Genomic DNA, 19,167 nt, shown 5'->3' with positions numbered 1-19,167 from the left:
AAGGACCGGGATATCGAACCGGTCCTGCTGCGTCCAGCCTGGCTACTGCGCCTCGCGCGCCACTTCCCGCCAGCCAATATCGCGGCGACAGAAGCCGGTTGCAAAGTCGATCCGGTCAACCGCGGCATAGGCACGGGCCTGTGCCTCGGTAACATTCTTGCCCGTAGCAGTGACGTTGAGGACGCGCCCGCCGGCGGCGACGATCGCGCCGTCCGCACGCGCCGTCCCGGCGTGGAAAACGCGCACGCCCCCCGCTTCAGCCTGAGCGATGCCGCGGATCACGCCGCCTTTTTCAGCGGTTCCCGGATAGCCGCTGGCTGCCATCACCACCGTGAGAGCATAGTCGTGCGAAAAGGCGGGCGGGGCCGCGCTTGCGAGGTCCCCCGTCGCGGCGGAGTGGAGTAGCGCCGCGAAATCGCCGGTGAAGCGCATCATCAGCACCTGGCATTCAGGATCGCCGAACCGGCAATTATATTCGATCAGCCTGGGTCCTGCGTCAGTGAGCATCAGCCCGGCGAAAAGGACGCCGACATAGGGCGTGCCCTCGGCTGCGAGCGCGCGGACGGTCGGGCGGATGATGCGGTCCATCACTTCGGTCTCGAGGCGTGCGGTCAGCACGGGCGCGGGGCTGTAGGCGCCCATGCCGCCGGTGTTCGGGCCCGTATCGCCATCGCCAACCCGCTTGTGGTCCTGGGCGCTGCCAAAGGCCATCACATGGATCCCATCGGACAGGGCGAAGAAGCTCGCCTCCTCGCCGGTCATGAATTCCTCGATCACGACTTCGGCGCCCGCGCCGCCGAATGCACCAGCGAACATGTCGTCGATCGCGGTCGCGGCGGCGTCGCGCGTCTGGGCGATGATCACGCCCTTGCCGGCGGCAAGGCCGTCGGCCTTGATCACGACGGGGGTCGCAAAGCCTTCGAGCACCGCATGGGCTTCCTCGGCAGAGGTGCAGCGGACATAGGCGGCGGTCGGGATGCCGGCGCGAGCGCACAGGTCCTTGGTGAACCCTTTCGAGCCTTCGAGCCGGGCCGCGGCGGCGGAGGGACCGAAGACTGCAATGCCCATTTCGCGTAGGCGGTCGGCAAGGCCCGCGACAAGTGGCGCTTCGGGGCCGACGACGACAAAGTCGATGGCATGGGCGCGGACAAAGGCGATCAGCCCATCGAGATCGTCGGCGGCGAGCGGCACGCATTCGGCGAAGGTTTCAATCCCCGGGTTGCCCGGAGCGGCATAGAGCTTGCGGCAAGACGGCGATTGCGCCAACTGCCAGCTCAGCGCATGTTCGCGGCCTCCCGAGCCCACCAGCAGGATGTTCATGTCCATTCCCTTTCCCGATCCGGTGTCCGCCAAAGACCCCGCGGCGCGGCTGTTAGCCGAGGCGGCGGCAGGCGACAATGCTCCAGCGCTTTCGGTCAGCCAATTGTCGGCGGCGATCAAGCGCACAGTTGAGGATGGCTTCGCCCGCGTGCGGGTACGTGGCGAGCTCTCGGGGGCGAAGCGCGCCGCCTCGGGGCACTTCTACGCCGGCCTGAAGGATGACAATGCGCTGATCGACATGGTGATGTGGAAGGGGCAGGCCGCGCGGCTTGCCTTCCGGCCCGAGGACGGGATCGAGGTGATTGCGACGGGCAAGCTCACCACCTATCCGGGGCGTTCGAAATATCAGCTCGTTGTCGAGAGTCTCGAAGTTGCGGGCGAGGGCGCGCTGATGCTGCTCTTCGAGAAATTGAAGGCGCGGCTGGGGGCCGAAGGGCTGTTCGACCGCGAGCGCAAGCAGCCGCTGCCCTATCTGCCGCGCACGATCGGCGTGGTCACCTCGCCCACGGGCGCGGTGATCCGGGACATCCTCCACCGGCTTGCCGATCGTTGCCCCACGCGTGTGATCGTATGGCCGGTTCTGGTGCAGGGCGAGGGCGCGGCGGCGCAGGTGGCGAATGCGGTGCGCGGGTTTGACGCGCTTGCCCCAGGCGGACCGGTGCCGCGGCCCGACCTGGTGATCGTCGCGCGCGGCGGCGGCTCGATCGAGGATCTGTGGGCGTTCAACGAAGAAGTGGTCGTGCGTGCGATCGCCGATTGCCGCATTCCAACGATCAGCGCGGTGGGGCATGAGACCGATGTGACGCTCGCCGATCATGCTGCCGACGTGCGCGCGCCGACGCCGACCGCGGCAGCCGAGATGGCGGTCCCGGTGCGAGCTGAGCTGGTGGCCCAGCTTGCGTCATGGCGCGGGCGCATGATTGGCGCGGCGAACCGGACACAGGCGCTCGGCGGCGAGCGGCTCGCGGCGCTCGCGCGGTACCTCCCGCGACGTGAGGCGCTTTATGCGCCCCAGCGGCAGCGGCTCGACGATGCCGGGGACAAGCTCGACCGCTGTCAGCGGCACCGGCTGGCGGTGACTTCCGAGCGGCTCGCCAGCCGGTCTGCGGCGCTGCGCCCGGCGCTGCTTGCGCGGGCATGGGACCGCGACCGTGCCCGGCTTCAGGGCCTCGCACGGCTGCTGGCCTCACTCGATCCACGCGCGCTTCTGTCGCGCGGCTATGCGATGGTTCGCGACGCCAGCGGCACCATCGTCACCCATGCCGCGGCAGCCCGCGCCGCAGCGCATCTGCGTCTCCAGTTCGCCGACGGCGAGGTACCGGTGGCGGTAAGCGATCGCGATGCGTCCCCTTCGGGCGCGAGTGCGGCGCCCGCCTCCAGGGCGCCGCGCCGCACCGCACCGCCGCCGGGACGAGGGCAGGGCGAGCTTTTCTGACGGCAGCGGGGGGTGGCCGCGCGGCGCGATGCTGCTATAGTCAGTCGCCTGCAACCTTTCTTCCCGATGGATATGCCTTCATGCTGATCGCCAGCCGCAACCGCCTCGCTCGCCTGCAATACGGACCCAATGGGTTCCGCGTCCTGTCGCCAGGCGACCATGTGCTGTGCGCGGTGACGGGGGTGCCGATCGGGCTCGACGAATTGCGCTATTGGTCTGTGGCGCGGCAGGAGGCCTATGCGACCGCCGCCATCTCGGTGCAGGCTGCACTCGACTCTGGCAAGGCATGACGCTCGGTCTCCGCGCGCGTTCCTTCGCGGCTTGGCCGTTGCTGCTGGGGGTCGCAAGCTGCGTCCCGCCTGCATCCGCGCCGCCTGCGCCGCCCGCGCCGCAGCCTTCGCTGCCTTCCGCGGCCACTCCGGGTCCTGCATCCGCGCCTGTCCCGGCGCCGGCGAGCGCCGATTTCACAATCCTGCGAGGAGCGCCAGTGCAGGGGGGCGCGCTGCTCGGACAGGTGCCGGAGGCGACTCAGGGGCTGGCGCTTGACGGCAAGCCCGTTCCGGTCGCCGCCGACGGAGGCTTCCTGATCGCCTTTGATCGCGACGCTGCGACCCCCCAGCGACTCGTCGCAACGCTTGCCGACGGACGGCGGCACGAGCGCTTGCTCGACGTCGCACCGGGAAGCTGGCGAATCGAGCATATCAACGCGCCGTGGCGCGGCGGTGCGTCGAGCGACGCCGAATTTGCGCGTCGCCGGCCCGCCGAGCTTGCGCAGATCGCCGAAGCGCGGCGCGTCGATCATGACGTCGACGGATGGCGCCAACCGTTCCGCTGGCCGGCAACCGGGCGCCTCTCCGGCTTTTTCGGGGCGCAGCGCGTCTATCAGGGCAAGCCTGGCGCCTATCACAGCGGCACCGATATCGCGGTGCCCGCGGGCACGCCCTTCTACGCGCCCGCTAGCGGGGTGGTGGTGCTCGCGGCGACGACGCCCTTCACGCTCGAGGGGAAGCTCTTGATCATCGATCACGGCATGGGACTGAACAGCGCTTTCCTCCATTGTCAGCGCCTCGACGTGAACGTCGGCGAGCGGGTGTCGCAGGGCCAGCGCTTGGGGACGGTGGGTCAGACGGGGCGTGCGACCGGACCGCATCTTCACTGGGGAATTAAATGGCGTGACGCGCGGCTCGATCCGGAAACGCTGGCGGGACCAATTCCGCGTTGAAGATTTTGCTGCATCGCAGCAAAACTGGTAACGGCTGAAACAAAATGTCGCGAACGGGCGGCCGCAGCATATTGTATTTCGCCGCTTCTCCTTGTTGTTGCAAATACGTCACAATGGTCCGCGAAACCGCAAAAACCGGGGGGAATTTCCTTTACTCAAGATGAATGTGAGGTCATCCCGCAGCCTATCGGGGTGTCTCGCGCGCTGGGGTCAGAGGCCTGCGCGCGCAATTCATCCGGGTATCATAGCCACCAGTAGCAAGGGACTGCACTGTGAAAAAAACCCATTTCTCGAAGCTGAAATTGAGCGTTGCCCCAGTCGTTTTGGGTGTCGCGCTGGTTTCGGCTCCCGCGTTCGCGCAGGATGCGCCGGCCGATGAAGGCGCGTCCGCTGACGAAAATATGATCGTCGTCACCGGCTCGATCCTGCGTCGCACGGACACGGAAACGCCGTCGCCGGTCACCGTTCTGAGCTCGGAAACGCTCCAGGAGCGCGGCATCAACACCGTAGCCGACGCCGTTCAGCGTCTGTCGGCCAACGGCGCGGGCACGATCACGCAGGGCTGGAACACCGGCTTCAACTTCGCTTCGGGCGCGAACGCTCCGGCGCTGCGCGGCCTGACCGTGCAGGCGACCCTGTCGATCTCGGACGGCCTGCGCATGGCGCCTTATCCGCTCGCGGACGACGGCCAGCGCAACTTCGTTGACCTCAACACCATTCCCAATGCCGTCGTCGAGCGGATCGAGGTTCTGCGTGACGGTGCGTCGTCGACTTACGGTGCAGACGCGATCGCGGGCGTGATCAACGTCATCACCAAGAAGGAAATCCAGGGCCTCCACCTCGGTGGTTCGCTCGGCGTTTCCCAGCGCGGCGATGCCGGCGAGCAGCGCTTCGACGCGACTTGGGGCTACGGCGACCTTGCCGACCAGGGCTTCAACTTCTACGTCAGCGGCGAATATCAGAAGCAGGACGCGCTCTATGCGCGCGACCGCGGCTATCCGTTCAATTCTGCGGACTGGTCGCGCAAGTGTGGCGCGAGCGGCAGCTGTCTGCCGAACCTGAACTGGAACGGCGTGACCCAGGAAATTATCGACAGCTTCATTGCGTCGGGTCGTCCGGGCTTCGTCGCAGTGCCCGACCCGGGTTCCGATCCGGATGACCCCACCTATGATCTCGGTTATACGACCGCGAACTGGGGCGCGGCCTACAACGGACTGATCTCCATTCCGGGTGTGGCGCTGGTGCGCCGTGTCGGGGTGGGCGCCGCCAACCCGTCGGATCCGCGCAACAGGTTCCAGTTCCTGAACTCGGCAGCGGGTTGTCGCGGTTATGACACGATCACCATCACGCCGGAAATCTCGAACACTTCGCCGCTGACGACGTGCGAAGTCGATTTCCAGAATCAGTTCATCATGCTGCAGCCGGAGATCGAGCGTAAGGGCCTGACCGCGCGCTTCACTGCCAATGTGGGCGACAATGCTCAGATCTATGCGATCGCCAACTATTATCAGACGAAGACCCATGCGTCGTTCACGCCGCTCGGCTTCAACGGTACGCCGACCCCGCCGAACAACCAGGCAGCGGCCTACAACGTGCTCCTCCCGGTCTATGTCTGCGCTAGCGGCGTCGGCACGGTCGACGGGCTGAACACCGGGTGCGACGCGACCAACGGCGTGCTGAACCCGTACAACCCGTTTGCCGCCGAAGGAGCGCGCGCGCAGATGCTCGTGCGTTCGACCCGCGGCCGGACCGTCGACACCAACTCGCGCGCGCTGCGCGGTGTGCTGGGGATTGATGGTAGCTTCGGTGACGACTGGCGCTATTCGGCCAACTTCACGGCGTCGGAAGTGCGTCTGAAGCGTACGCAGGAAAATTACCTTATTCCGCAGCGTATCATGGATCTCGTCGCCCGCGGCGAATTCAACTTCAACGATCTCGAAGCCAATTCGCAAGACACGTGGGATTATATCGCTCCGCGTCAGAGGACGACTTCGGTATCGCAGCTGTGGCAGGTTCAGGCGACTCTCGCCAAGGATCTGTTCGAACTTCCCGGTGGTCCGCTGCAGGCAGCGGTCGGTGTGTCGTATCGCGACGAATCGATCGACGCGCCCAGTGCCAACCCCGGAACGCTCGGCAACCAGTATGATCGCTACTACAGCATCAACTCGGTCGGCACCTCGGGCAGTCGCAACGTCAAGTCGGCGTTCTTCGAATTGAGTGCGCCGATCATCGACCAGCTCGAAATCGGTGCCTCGGGCCGCTACGACGACTATTCGACGGGGCAGTCGAACTTCTCGCCGAAGCTGAGCGTCAAGTTCACGCCGATCCCGCAGGTCGCCGTTCGTGGCACCTTCTCGAAGGGCTTCCGCATTCCGAGCTTCAACGAAAGCTTCGGCCTGCCGACGACGGGATATGTGACCCGCACGGTCAACTGCGATAACTTCCAGGCCTTCTGTGACGCCCATGGCAACAACGCCTATGCGACGGGCAACTATTCGCTGGGCCTGACGCAGGTCGGCAACCCGGATCTGGATCCCGAAAAGTCGACGGCCTTCACCGCCGGCGTCATTTTCGAGCCCATCCGCAACGTCAGCCTGACGGTCGACTTCTGGCACATCAAGGTCAAGAACCTGATCACCGGCGTGACCGACACCAGCGCGGCTGAAGCGGCTTACTACGCCAACAACGGTGTAGTGAACATTCCGGGCATCACCGTGATCCCGGGCCAGCCGGATCCCGCGTTCCCGAACGCGCTCCCGGTCATCGGCTTCATCCAATCGTCGTTCACCAACCAGGACCAGCAGACTGTCAGCGGCATCGACTTCGGTGCTCGCGCCAGCCTGCCGATCGGCAACTCGCTGACCTGGCGCACCGATTTCGACGCTTCCTACATGCTGAAGTATGAGCTGAAGACCGACGCTGGCGATGTGCTCCGCTACGAAGGTACGCTCAGCCCCTGCAACATCACGTCCTGCTCGGGTTCGCCGACGTGGCGTGCGACGTGGCAGAACACGCTGGAATTCGGCGACACCGCGGTCAGCCTGACGGCCTATTACACCAAGGGCTATGACACGGCGTCGATCGACTTCGGCGGCATCAAGGGCGATTGCGCGTTCAACGCGGAAAATGGCACCTCGACGCATGCCTATGTCGATGGCACGCCGGTCAATTGTAAGACCAAGGACATCTGGAACCTCGACATGACGGTTTCGCAGAAGATTGGGGACAAGTTCACGATTTACGCGAACATTCTCAACCTCCTCGACACCAAGCCGCCGTTCGATCCCGACGCGGCCTATGGTCTGTTCGGCTTCAACCCGGCCTGGGCTGGTCCGAATATCATGGGTCGTTACTTCCGCATCGGCGCGAAGGTCGATTTCTAAGTCCAGGGCCTTTAGAAAGGTGGGCGGTTCCTTCGGGAGCCGCCCATTTTCTTTGGGCCATCCGCCAATGGGCGAACTAGCCCGATGAAAGGAACGATCGGAGTGTTACGCATCCTCTCTCTCGCCGCTCTCTTGGCGGGGGCACCTGCAGCCGCGCAGGCCGCAGCACCCGACAAGGCTTCGGCCGACAAGCCCGATGCCGACAAGAAAATCTGCAAGCGCGAAATCGCCACCGGGTCGATCATGTCGCGCCGCACCTGCCACACAAAGGCGGAATGGGATCAGCTCGAAGCGAGGGGCAAAGCCGATCTCGATCGTACGCGCGCGATGGAGCGTTCGCGTTCGCTCGTCGAAGGCAACCGCTGAGCGGCCTCGAAATGTCCCGGCGCCAAGACCGGGACATTGCTTTTCTCTTGATCAGGCGGGCGTCAGAATGAGCGCCCCGTCACCCTCGTCGACCTTGATGGTCGATCCGTCCTTCACCTCGCCTTTCAGGATCAGGTCGGCGAGCGGGTCTTGCAGATATTTCTGCACCGCGCGCTTGAGCGGCCTTGCGCCGTAGACCGGATCGTATCCGACGCGGCCGAGCCAGTTCCGGGCAGCGTCGGTGAGGTCGAGCGTCACCTTCCGATCGGCGAGCAGCTTCTGCACCCGCGCGACCTGGATATCGACGATCCTGCCCATATGCTGCTGGCCGAGACGGTGGAACAGCACGATCTCGTCGAGCCGGTTCAGAAACTCGGGCCGGAAATGGCCGCGTACAATATCCATCACCGCAGGCTCGGCCTGCTCGACCGGCGCGTCGTCGGGAAGCGCTGCGATCGCCTGGCTGCCGAGGTTCGACGTCAGGATGATCAGCGTGTTGGTAAAGTCCACCGTGCGCCCCTGCCCGTCGGTTAGCCGTCCGTCGTCGAGAACCTGAAGCAGAATGTTGAACACATCGCCATGCGCCTTTTCCACCTCGTCGAAGAGCACGACCTGGTATGGCCGGCGGCGGACGGCTTCGGTGAGCACGCCGCCCTCTTCATAGCCGACATAGCCCGGCGGCGCGCCGATCAGCCGCGCGACGCTGTGCTTTTCCATGAACTCCGACATGTCGATTCGGACCATCGCATTGTCGTCGTCGAACAGAAAGCGCGCGAGCGCCTTGGTAAGCTCGGTCTTGCCGACGCCCGTCGGGCCGAGGAAGAGGAACGATCCAAGCGGCCGGTTCGGGTCCTGAAGCCCGGCGCGCGCGCGCCGGACGGCGGTTGAGACAGCGCGCACCGCCTCGTCCTGACCGATCACCCGCCTGCCCAGCTGCTCCTCCATGCCGAGCAGCTTCTCGCGTTCGCCCTCGAGCATCCGGTCTACCGGGATGCCGGTCCAGCGGCTGACCACCGCGGCGATGTCGTCGGCGGTGACTTCCTCGCGCAGCATCGCATTGCCCGAGACGGCCTGCGCCTCCTCGAGCTGCCTTTCGAGCGCGGGGATGGTCCCGTAGCTGAGCTCACCCGCCTTGGCGAGATCGCCCGCGCGCTGTGCCAGTTCAAGCTGGCTCCGCGCGGCGTCGAGCTCCTCCTTGATTTTCGCCTCGGCGTGAATCTTCTCCTTCTCCGCCTGCCATTTCTGGGTAAGCTCCGCCGAGAGCTGCTCGAGGTTCGCCAGCTCGGCGCGCAACTTGTCGAGCCGATCCATCGACGCTGCGTCAGTTTCCTTGGTCAGCGCCGCTTCTTCGATCTTCATCTGAATGATGCGGCGATCGAGGGTCTCGATTTCCTCGGGCTTCGATTCGACTTCCATGCGGATGCGGCTCGCCGCCTCGTCCATGAGGTCGATCGCCTTGTCGGGGAGGAAGCGGTCGGAGATATAGCGGTGCGACAGCGTCGCCGCGGCGACGATCGCGCCGTCAGTAATGCGCACACCGTGGTGGAGCTCATATTTCTCCTTCAGCCCGCGCAGGATCGAGATCGAATCCTCGACCGTCGGCTCGCCAACGAAGACGGGCTGGAAGCGCCGCTGGAGCGCGGGGTCCTTCTCGACATATTTGCGATACTCGTCGAGCGTGGTGGCTCCGATGCAATGAAGTTCGCCGCGCGCAAGCGCGGGCTTCAAGAGGTTCGAGGCGTCCATCGCGCCCTCGCTCTTGCCCGCACCGACCAGCGTGTGCATTTCGTCGATGAACAGGATGATTTCGCCCTCGGCGGCCTTGACGTCGTCGAGAACGCCTTTCAGCCGCTCCTCGAACTCGCCGCGATATTTGGCGCCCGCGATCAGCGCGCCCATGTCGAGCGCGAGAAGTCGGCGGTCTTTGAGGCTGTCGGGGACATCGCCATTGGCGATGCGCAGCGCGAGGCCCTCGGCGATCGCGGTCTTGCCGACGCCCGGTTCGCCGATCAGCACCGGGTTGTTCTTGGTCCGGCGCGCGAGGATCTGGACCGTGCGGCGAATTTCCTCGTCGCGGCCGATCACTGGGTCGAGCTTGCCCGTGCGCGCCACTTCGGTGAGGTCGCGGGCAAATTTCTTGAGGGCTTCGTAGCTGTCCTCGGCGCCCGGGCTGTCGGCAGTGCGGCCGCCGCGAAGCGCGTTGATGGCGCCGTTGAGAGCGTCGGCACGAACCCCGGCGTCGGCGAAGGCCGTACCGACGGGCGTCCCCGCTGCAAGCACCATCGCGAGCAGCAAGCGCTCGACGGTGACATAACCGTCGCCCGCCTTGCTGGCGACCTGTTCGGCCTGATCGAGCAGCCGCACCGCGTCATTGTCGAGCCCCGGGGTCGCCTGCGCGCCCGAGCCCGATACGGCAGGCACCTTGGCGAGCAGCGCGTCGATACCTTGCACGGCGCGCGCGGCATCGCCGCCTGCGCGCTGGATCAGCCCCGCGGCCATGCCCTCCTTGTCCTCAAGCAGCGCTTTCGCAATATGTTCAGGACTGATCCGCTGGTGGTTCATGCGGATCGCGATGGTTTGCGCCGCCTGCAGAAAGCCTTTGGCGCGATCGGTGAATTTTTCGAGGTTCATTTGGACTAAGCCCCTTTCTCGACGAGAGAGATAGTGTTGCTATTATGCAACACAAGAGCATGGCTTTCCGTGTCGCAAATTTTCCGCCATGAGGCCTCTCGCAAGGCATAGTGCAGGAAATGGGAAGCGAATGCGCAAATTTTTCGTCGGACTGCTCCTGCTGAGTGCGGCGCTGATGGTCGGGCTCGCCGTCTGGGAGCCGCTGACGGCAGAGGCGCCCGCTGCGCCTGCCTTCAAGCCGGGCGACGTACGAATCGCGCGCGATGGCTTCGGGGTTCCCCACATCTTTGGAAAAACCGATGCCGACGTTGCTTATGGCGTGGCCTATGCTCATGCCGAGGATGATTTTTCGACGCTGCAGGAAGTGCTCGCGATGACGCGCGGGCGCACCGGCGCGCTACTCGGCGCCGATGGCGCGAAGATCGACTATGTCGCAGCCCTCCTCGGCGTGCGCGAGACGAGCGCGCGCGACTGGCCGCGCCTTCCTCGCGATGTGAAGCAGCTGTTCACCGCCTATGCTGCGGGGCTCAACCATTATGCCGACAAGCATCCGGACGAGGTTCGGCTATCGGGGCTGTTTCCGGTCACCGGCGAGGATGTCGTTGCGGGTTTCGTGCTGCGTTCGCCCTTTTTCTTCGGCCTCGATTCGGTGCTCGGCCAGCTGGCCGAGGGGCAGCCCCTGGGGCGAGAAGGCGGGCCGGCAATCGACGTCACGGGCAAGATCGTCCCGCGATCCGACACGCCCTTGGGGCGCGATCCGGGATCGAACGGGTCGAACGCGATGGCGGTGGCGCCCTCGCGGTCAACCGACGGAGCGACGCGGCTCGTCTCCAATTCGCATCAGCCGTGGACCGGCGGGGTCGCGTGGTACGAGCTGGTCGTGCACAGCGAGGAGGGATGGGATTTCGCCGGTGCGAATTTTCCAGGCTCCCCTTATCCCTTCCTTGGACACAATAAATATCTCGGCTGGACCAACACGGTAAACCGTCCCGACCTGATCGACGTCTACAAGCTGGTCCTCGACGAGAGCGGCGAGAAATACCGTTTCGACGGCGAATGGCGCCCGCTCGAGAAGAAGCGCGTCTGGCTCAAAGTGAAATTCGGACCCTTCGTCCTGCCGGTGCCGCGGATCATCTGGCGATCGGTCCAAGGGCCGGTGATCAGGAATGAAAAGGGCGCCTTTGCAATTCGCTATGCGGGACAGGACCAGGCGAATATGGTCACCCAATATTATCGGCTCAACAAGGCGCAGAATTTTGCCGAGTGGCGCGCCGCAATGGCGGGTCAGGGTGTCCCTGCGACCAATTTCGTCTACGCCGATGCCAAGGGGAATATCGGCCTTTTCTACAATGCAATGTTCCCCGATCGCGCGCCGGGGTTCAATTGGCGAGGGATACTGCCCGGCGATACCTCATCGGCCGTCTGGACAAGGACGCTGCCCTTCGACCGCGTGCCGACTTTGGTCAATCCGGCGTCGGGCTATGTGATCAACGCGAACAACACCCCTTGGGTCGCGGCTGGACCGGGCGACGAGCTCGATGCGGCCGCCTTCTCGCCGCTGCTCGGCGTCGAGGACGATATGACCAATCGCGCAGCGCGGCTGATCGAGCTGTTCGAGGCTTCGGGACGGATCGACAAAGCGCGGCTCAAGGCGATCAAATACGACACCGCCTACGCGAGGACCGGCTATGCGAAGGCATGGATCGACAAGCTGCTCGCGATCGACACGAAGCGCGACCCTGCGCTCGCCGAGGCGCAGGCGCTGCTGCGCAAATGGGACTGGAACCTCGACGGCAAGGGGCATGGCGACGCGCTTGCCCTCATGGTGCTGCGTCCCGCCGGCGGCGCGCATTACCAGCGCCGCGCTCAGCCCGATCCGCGCTCCGTGCTCGAAGAGGTTGTCGCTCACCTTCAGGAGCATTTCGCAGGGCTTGATCCCAAACTCGGCACCGTGCTTCGGCTGCGCCACGGCGAAGGACCGCACCGCGTCGACCTGCCGCTCGACGGGGGCAATGACACGGTGCGCGCTTCGACGCTTTGGGACGTCGAGCCCGACGGTCGGCTGAAGGTGCGCCACGGCGACAGCTTCATCCTCTTTGTGACCTGGGACCGAGCAGGGCGGGTACACTCGGAATCGATCCAGCCCTTCGGCGCCGCAGCGACACGGCCCGGCAGCCCGCATTACAACGATCAGGCGGCGCTGTTCGTGGCGCATAGGCTGAAGCCGGTGCTGTTCGATCCGGCAGCGCTGAAGGCGAGTGGAGCGCGCTTCTATCGGCCTTGAACGCCGTGCCTTGCCGCCCTAAACCGCTGATACAGTGCCATCCGGCATCCGCGCCCTGCTGCGCGTCTTCTCAAGAGGATCATCCATGTTCCGTTCCCCCCGCTTCGTCCTCGCTCTTGCGGCCTCGACCGCGCTTGTCGCCGCAGGACCCGCGCTTGCAAAGGCGAAGGCCGCCGCCCCCGCCCCGATTGCCGAACTGGTGAAGGCGGTAGACATCCCCTACGAGGCCTTCACCCTCGACAATGGCCTGCGCGTCATCGTGCATGAGGACCGTAAGGCCCCCGTTGTCGCTGTGTCCGTCTGGTACCGCGTTGGGTCGAAGAACGAGCCTGCGGGCAAGACCGGCTTTGCGCACCTGTTTGAACATCTGATGTTCAACGGTTCCGAGAATGCGCCCGGCGATTTCTTCGAGCCGCTGCAACAGGTCGGCGCGACCGACAGCAACGGCACGACCAATATGGATCGCACCAATTATTTCGAGACCGTGCCGACCGGCGCGCTCGACCGTGCGCTCTTCCTTGAAAGCGACCGCATGGGGCATCTGCTCGGCGCGGTGACGCAGGAGAAGCTCGATAATCAGCGCGGGGTTGTCCAGAACGAAAAGCGTCAGGGCGACAATAACCCCTATGGGCTTTTGCGGTACGAGATCTTCGAGAATCTCTTTCCCTCGGGCCACCCCTACCACCACAGCACCATCGGATCGATGGACGACCTCAACTCGGCGAGTCTCGACGACGTGAAAAAGTGGTTCACCGACAATTACGGACCCAATAATGCCGTGCTGGTCCTTGCAGGCGACATCGATACCGCGACGGCAAAGCAGAAGGTCACCGAATGGTTCGGCGACATTCCGCGTGGCCCCGCGGTCCAGATGCCGAAGGTCACGGTTCCGACACTACCTGCCCCGTTGGCGAAGGAGGTCCGGGATCTGATCCCGACGACGCGGATCTACCGCATGTGGGCGATCCCGGGGCTCAATGATCCTGAGGCGGTGCCGCTGCAGATGGCGATGAGCGTCCTCGGCGGCCTGTCGAGCTCGCGCCTCGACAATGCGATGGTGCGCAAGGATCCGGTCGCGGTCAGTGTCGCCGCCTTTGCCCAGCCATTCGAGGATGCCGGTATCCTGATCGTGCAGGCGGACGTCAAGGAGGGCATTGAGCCCGCGCTGGTCGCGAAGCGGCTCGATGAGGAAATTGCAGATTTTCTTGCGACGGGCCCGACCGCCGACGAACTGCAGCGTGCTGCGGCGAGCACGCTTGGCGGCACGATCTCGGGGCTCGAATCGGTCGGCGGCTTCGGCGGCAAGGCGGTGACGCTTGCCGAGGGCGCCCTTTATTCGAACGATCCGGCTTACTATAAGACCGAGCTCGACCGGATGGCGCGGGCGACACCCGAGCAGGTGAGGGCGGTCGCGAACAAATGGCTGTCGCGCCCGGCATTTTCACTGACCTACACGCCCGGCGAGCGCACCGAGGGCGGCGAGGCGCGCGGCGGCGCGGTAACCGCGAGAAAGGTCGCCGGAGCCGTCCAGCCCGACCGCTATTGGAACCCTGCGCTCGGTGACATCGGTCCCGACACCGGCATTGGGGCGGCGACCTCGATCGCCGACCGGTCGCAGCTGCCCGCGGTTGCCGACCTTACGGCACTCGATTTCCCTGCGATTGAGCGCACGACGCTCAAGAACGGGATCGAGGTCGTGTTCGCGCGGCGCGACGCTGTGCCGACGGTGCAGGTCGCTGTGAGCTTCGACGCGGGCTATGCCGCCGATCCCCATAATGCGCTCGGCACCCAGTCACTGATGCTCAGCCTGATGGACGAAGGCACGACGAACCTTGATTCGATTGCCTTTGCCGAGGCGAAAGAGCGGCTCGGCGCGCAGATCGACGGGGCTGCGAACGCCGACGAGACAATCTTCAGCCTGTTCGCGCTCAAACCCAATCTTCGCGCGTCGCTCGGCCTGCTCGCCGACTATATCCGCCACCCGGCTTTCGATGCGAAGGAGCTCGAGCGTGTTCGGGCGCAGCAGCTGAACCGGCTGAAAGCCGAACTCAACAACCCGAGCGCTATCGCGGCGCGGGTTCTCGCCCCGGCGCTTTATGGCTCCGAGCATCCCTATGGCATTCCGCCCTCGGGCCTCGGCAATGCAGACGCGGTCAGGGCCGCGACGCGCGAGCAGCTCGCAGCATTTCACGCCAGCTGGATCCGTCCCGACAATGCGCGAATCTTCGTCGTTGGCGACACGACGCTGACCGAAGTGAAGAAGGAACTCGACGCGGCGCTCGGCGCGTGGAAGGCGCCCTCGACGCCGAAGCCGGAAAAGCATTTCGAGGCCGCAATTCCCAAGCCTCAGCCGCGCATCCTTCTCGTTGACCGGCCCAAATCGCCGCAGTCGGTGATCATGGCGGGCAAGGTCCTCGACGCGAAGGGCAGCGATTCGCTCGAGATCCTGCGGTCGGCCAACGATATTTTCGGAGGAAATTTCCTGTCGCGCTTCAACATGAACCTGCGCGAGACCAAGGGCTGGTCCTATGGCGTGCGCTCGCGCATCTCCGCCGAAAAGGAGCAGCTGAGTTGGGTCGCGATCGCGCCGGTGCAGGCCGATCGGACGGGGGATTCGATCAACGAACTGCGCAGCGACCTCACGTCCTATCTTAGTGACCAGGGGACGACGGCGGAGGAACTGGAGCGCACGATCAATGGCAGCGTGCGCGAGCTGCCGGGGAGCTTTGAGACATCGGGCGATGTGCTCGGCGGCCTGCGCTCCATCGTCAAGTTCGGCCGTCCCGACGATTATTACGAAAAGTTGCCCGCGATCTATGAAGCGATGACGACGGCCGAGATCGACGCCGCCGCGCGAAAGGCGCTGAGCGTCGATGACCTCGTCTATGTGATCGTCGGGGACGCGGCGACGGTGAAGCCGCAGCTTGACGGATTGGGTCTGCCGGTGGAAATAGCGACACCAGTTAATTAACATCAGTTTCAGTAGGAGAGATTCGATGTCCGAGGTCGACGGTAGCTATGAGTGCATTACGAAATCACCGATGGGCGACCAGAAATCGGTTTTCACGGTGAAGAGCGACGGCGACAGCTTCACCGGCCAGAACGCGGGGGCGATGGGATCGCTCGACGTCGAGAATGGCAAGGTCGACGGTAACAAGCTGACCTGGACGATGAACATGAAGGTGCCGATGCCGATGACGCTCGAATGCGAAGCGACGGTTGACGGCGACGCGCTGACCGGCACCATCAAGGCTGGACCCTTCGGCTCGATGGCGATGACGGGAACGCGTCAGGCCTGACGCCGCGCAGCTTCAAGGATCGGGGCCGTCCGTCGCGAAAGCGACGGGCGGCCCTTTTCGTTGGAGAAGGCGTGGGTTGGACCGGCCTTTACCCACCCATTCGCGAGGGGGACGGATTGCATCCCCGCTGCCTATTGCACTTCGCCGCTCGTCGAAAAGCATTTGGCGTTCGGATGCTGGCGCCGGATAATCAACCATTGCTTCAAAAACGGGGAAAATCATGAAGAAATCCCAGCTGTCGGCTTCGCTGGCTGTACTCGCTCTCCTGCTGGCGGGTGCACCGCTAGCGGCCGCTGCCGAAAAGCCTGCTGGCACCGCTTCCGCCGAGGGCGGGGCGATCGCCGACACGGTTGCCGCGATCGACATACCCTATGAGCAGTTCACGCTCGACAACGGACTGACCGTTCTTGTCCACACCGACCGCAAGGCGCCGATCGTGGGGGTTACCACCTACTACCGCGTCGGATCGAAGCATGAGCCCAAGGGCAAGACGGGCTTTGCGCATCTGTTCGAGCATCTGATGTTCGGCGGCAGCGAAAATGTCCCCAATTTCGACGAGCCGCTCGAGGCCGCCGGCTCGACCCCCACCAACGGATCGACGTGGCTTGATCGCACCAATTATGTTGAGACGGTGCCCACCGGCGCGCTCGACCTTGCGTTGTTCATGGAAAGCGACCGCATGGGGCATCTTCTCGGCGCGGTGACCCAGGAGAAGCTCGACCAGCAACGCGGTGTGGTTCAGAACGAGAAAAGGCAGGGCGACAACCAGCCGTACGCAATCGTCGAATATGAAACACAAGATGCGCTGTTCCCGGTCGGTCATCCCTATCGTCACTCGACGATAGGCTCGATGGACGATCTCAATTCCGCAAGCCTCGACGACGTCAAGAAATGGTTCACCGACAATTATGGGCCCAATAATGCAGTGCTCGTGCTGGCGGGCGATATCGACGCTGCGACAGCGAAGCCCAAGGTCGAACGCTGGTTCGGGGACATTCCCGCAGGGCCGCCGATCGCCTCTGTCGAGGCGCCCGTTCCGACGCTCGACAAGCCCTTTGCAAAGACGATAACCGATCAGGTCGCAGCGACGCGCCTTTATCGCAATTGGGCGGTGCCGGGGCTCAATGACCCGAGCTATCCCGCTCTTGCCACGGGCATGTCCATTCTGGGTGGGCTCGCGAGCTCGCGGCTCGATAACCTGCTGGTGCGCAAAGAACAGCTCGCGGTTGCCGTCACTGCCTATCTGCTGCCCTTTGAGCATGCGTCGATGGTGCAAAGCTACATTGATGTAAAGCCAGGGGTCGATGTCGCCGAGGCCGAGGTTCGCTTTGACGCGATCCTCGCCGATTTCATCGCCAAGGGACCGACGCAGGCCGAACTCGAGCGCGCGGTTGCAAGCCTCGTTTCGGCGCAGGTCGGCCAGCTTGAACAGGTTGGCGGCTTCAACGGCAAGGGGGCAACGCTCGCCGAGGGTCTGGTCTTCTCGGGTAATCCGGAGAAGTACAAGCAGGACCTTGCGGCGCTGACCGCGTTGACTCCGGCCGCGGTGCAGGCCGCGATGCAGCGTTGGCTGACCCGGCCGGTCGCCGCGATCCGGGTCGATCCGGGTGAGCGTACCGAGGGCGGGGAAAATCGCGGCGGATGGGAAAGGGCCGGGACCCCGCGCATCGGCTATTTTCGCGCCGGCGGGGTCGATGAGGCTGCGCTCTCAGTCGCGAGTGAGGCGCCGGAGGCAACCGCGAAGCGCAGCTTTCCCCCGGTCGATCCCGTCGGTAGCTTCGATTTTCCCGCGATCGAGCGCGCGGCGCTCGCCAACGGTATCCCGGTCTATTTTGCAAGGCGCACCGCGGTCCCCAAGGTGACCGTGACGTTGGGCTTCGACGCGGGTTTCGCCGCCGACGCGCCCGATGCGCGCGGTACGCAAAGCTTCATGGCTGCGATGCTCGAGGAAGGCACAAAGAGCCGTAATGCGATCGCGATCGCCGAGGAGCAGGAACGGCTCGGCGCGAGCATCAACGTCAGCGCCGGCCTCGACGCGACCACCGTGTCGCTCGATACGCTCACGAGCAATCTTAAACCCTCGCTCGCGCTGATGGCCGATATCGTTCGCGCACCGGCCTTTGCCCCCCGAGAAGTCGAGCGCGTGCGCGCGCAGCGACTCGCGGGAATTGCGCAGGAGGAGAATAATCCGATGGTGCTCGCGATGCGCGCGCTGCCGCCTCTCCTCTATGGCAGGGGCCATCCCTATGGCGCGCCGCTGACCGGTACGGGCAGCCGCGACGTTGTCGCGCGCCTGACCCCCGCCGATCTCGCCGCCGCGCACGCCGCATCCTTCCGGCCGGACAAGGCGCGCATCATCGTCGTCGGTGACGTCGACAAGGCGGTCGTCGTCGCGGCGCTCGACTGGGCATTCGGGCGCTGGGTCCCTCCGGCATCATCACCGGCACAAAAGGACTGGCGCGTCGCGATTCCGGCGCCGCGCCAGCGTATCGTCCTCATCGATCGGCCTGGAGCGCCGCAGTCGGTGATTGCAGCGGGGCAGGTGCTTGCCGAGACCGGCAAGGACAGAAATGAGCTGTTGCAGGCTTCGAACGAAATTCTCGGCAACGGTTTCCTGTCGCGCCTCAACATGAACCTGCGCGAGACCAAGGGCTGGTCCTATGGCGTGCGCAGCACGATCCAGGAAACGGAGGGGCCGATGCCGCACATCGTCCGCGCACCGGTGCAGAGCGACCGCACGGGCGACGCGATTGCCGAGATGCTGCGCGAGATGCGCGAATATCCGGCGACGCGCGGCGCAACCGCGGTTGAGGTCAATCGGATCAAGGAGGGCAATATTCGAGGCCTGCCCAACCGGTTCGAGACGCGCGCGCAAATCGCGGGCGGGATCGACGATATTGTCCGCTTCGGGCGGCCCGATGATTATTTCGAAACGCTGCCTGCGACCTATCGAGCGCTGAACGCTGCGACCTTGAACGCCGCTGCGGCAAAGGAATTGCAGCCCGATCGCCTTATTATTGTCGTCGTCGGCGACGCCAAGACGGTCAAGCCGCAGCTCGCCAAGCTCGGACTCCCGATCGAGGAGGTCGCGGCCCCGCAGGAATAGCAGCGCATAGCTATGCCCGGCGAACGGGACGGAGGGGCACTGGTCAAACGGGACCGCTCCGTCCATATGTTGCTGCAATGCACAACTCTGCTCACATTTCCGACGATCCACGTCCTCCCTT

The 19,167-nt window shown here is 64.6% G+C and carries 11 protein-coding genes; 9 read left to right on the top strand and 2 right to left on the bottom strand.

The features are described 5' to 3' along the window. Positions 1–42 precede the first annotated feature (42 nt). Positions 43–1,320: a phosphoribosylamine--glycine ligase gene (purD, locus tag B5X69_RS05160; protein ID WP_079637809.1), complete on the bottom strand. Its 1,278-nt coding sequence runs from the start codon at positions 1,318–1,320 to the stop codon at positions 43–45. Here purD and xseA point away from each other — a divergent pair. The 5 genes from xseA to B5X69_RS05135 all read left to right on the top strand — a co-directional run bounded on the left by xseA (position 1,319) and on the right by B5X69_RS05135 (position 7,726). Beyond that, on the top strand, positions 1,319–2,755 hold the full coding sequence (xseA, locus tag B5X69_RS05155; RefSeq protein WP_079637636.1) for an exodeoxyribonuclease VII large subunit: 1,437 nt from the start codon (positions 1,319–1,321) through the stop codon (positions 2,753–2,755). The genes purD and xseA overlap by 2 nt on opposite strands. An 80-nt stretch (positions 2,756–2,835) precedes the next feature. Further along, complete coding sequence (locus B5X69_RS05150; RefSeq protein WP_079637635.1) at positions 2,836–3,045, top strand: DUF2093 domain-containing protein; 210 nt, start codon at positions 2,836–2,838, stop codon at positions 3,043–3,045. Continuing rightward, positions 3,042–3,977, top strand: a complete 936-nt coding sequence (locus B5X69_RS05145) for a M23 family metallopeptidase (RefSeq protein ID WP_079637634.1) — start codon at positions 3,042–3,044, stop codon at positions 3,975–3,977. Before B5X69_RS05150 ends, B5X69_RS05145 begins: the two co-directional genes overlap by 4 nt. 272 nt (positions 3,978–4,249) lie before the next feature. Then, positions 4,250–7,360: a TonB-dependent receptor plug domain-containing protein gene (locus B5X69_RS05140; protein WP_139375670.1), complete on the top strand. Its 3,111-nt coding sequence runs from the start codon at positions 4,250–4,252 to the stop codon at positions 7,358–7,360. A gap of 102 nt (positions 7,361–7,462) precedes the next feature. Beyond that, complete coding sequence (locus B5X69_RS05135; RefSeq protein ID WP_139375669.1) at positions 7,463–7,726, top strand: hypothetical protein; 264 nt, start codon at positions 7,463–7,465, stop codon at positions 7,724–7,726. Positions 7,727–7,777: 51 nt separating this feature from the next. Here the strand turns inward: B5X69_RS05135 and clpB are convergent, their stop codons facing one another. Beyond that, complete coding sequence (gene clpB, locus B5X69_RS05130; RefSeq protein WP_079637631.1) at positions 7,778–10,357, bottom strand: ATP-dependent chaperone ClpB; 2,580 nt, start codon at positions 10,355–10,357, stop codon at positions 7,778–7,780. A gap of 130 nt (positions 10,358–10,487) precedes the next feature. On the opposite strand from clpB, the gene B5X69_RS05125 reads away from it, so the two are divergent. From B5X69_RS05125 to B5X69_RS05110, 4 genes are all read left to right on the top strand, one after another. Further along, positions 10,488–12,641: an acylase gene (locus tag B5X69_RS05125; RefSeq protein WP_079637630.1), complete on the top strand. Its 2,154-nt coding sequence runs from the start codon at positions 10,488–10,490 to the stop codon at positions 12,639–12,641. Positions 12,642–12,726: 85 nt separating this feature from the next. Further along, positions 12,727–15,612 (top strand): M16 family metallopeptidase, encoded by a 2,886-nt coding sequence (locus B5X69_RS05120; protein ID WP_079637629.1) that lies wholly within the window; start codon positions 12,727–12,729, stop codon positions 15,610–15,612. Positions 15,613–15,637: 25 nt separating this feature from the next. Beyond that, on the top strand, positions 15,638–15,940 hold the full coding sequence (locus B5X69_RS05115) for a hypothetical protein (protein ID WP_079637628.1): 303 nt from the start codon (positions 15,638–15,640) through the stop codon (positions 15,938–15,940). Positions 15,941–16,160: 220 nt separating this feature from the next. After that, positions 16,161–19,046 carry a M16 family metallopeptidase gene (locus B5X69_RS05110; RefSeq protein ID WP_079637627.1) on the top strand — a complete coding sequence of 962 codons (2,886 nt, stop codon included), beginning with the start codon at positions 16,161–16,163 and terminating at the stop codon, positions 19,044–19,046. Positions 19,047–19,167: the final 121 nt, after the last annotated feature.

Origin of the sequence: Sphingopyxis flava (genome assembly GCF_900168005.1) — a bacterium.
In the GTDB taxonomy this organism is placed as follows: Bacteria; Pseudomonadota; Alphaproteobacteria; order Sphingomonadales; family Sphingomonadaceae; genus Sphingopyxis; species Sphingopyxis flava.
This window is presented reverse-complemented; position numbering and strand designations above follow the sequence as displayed.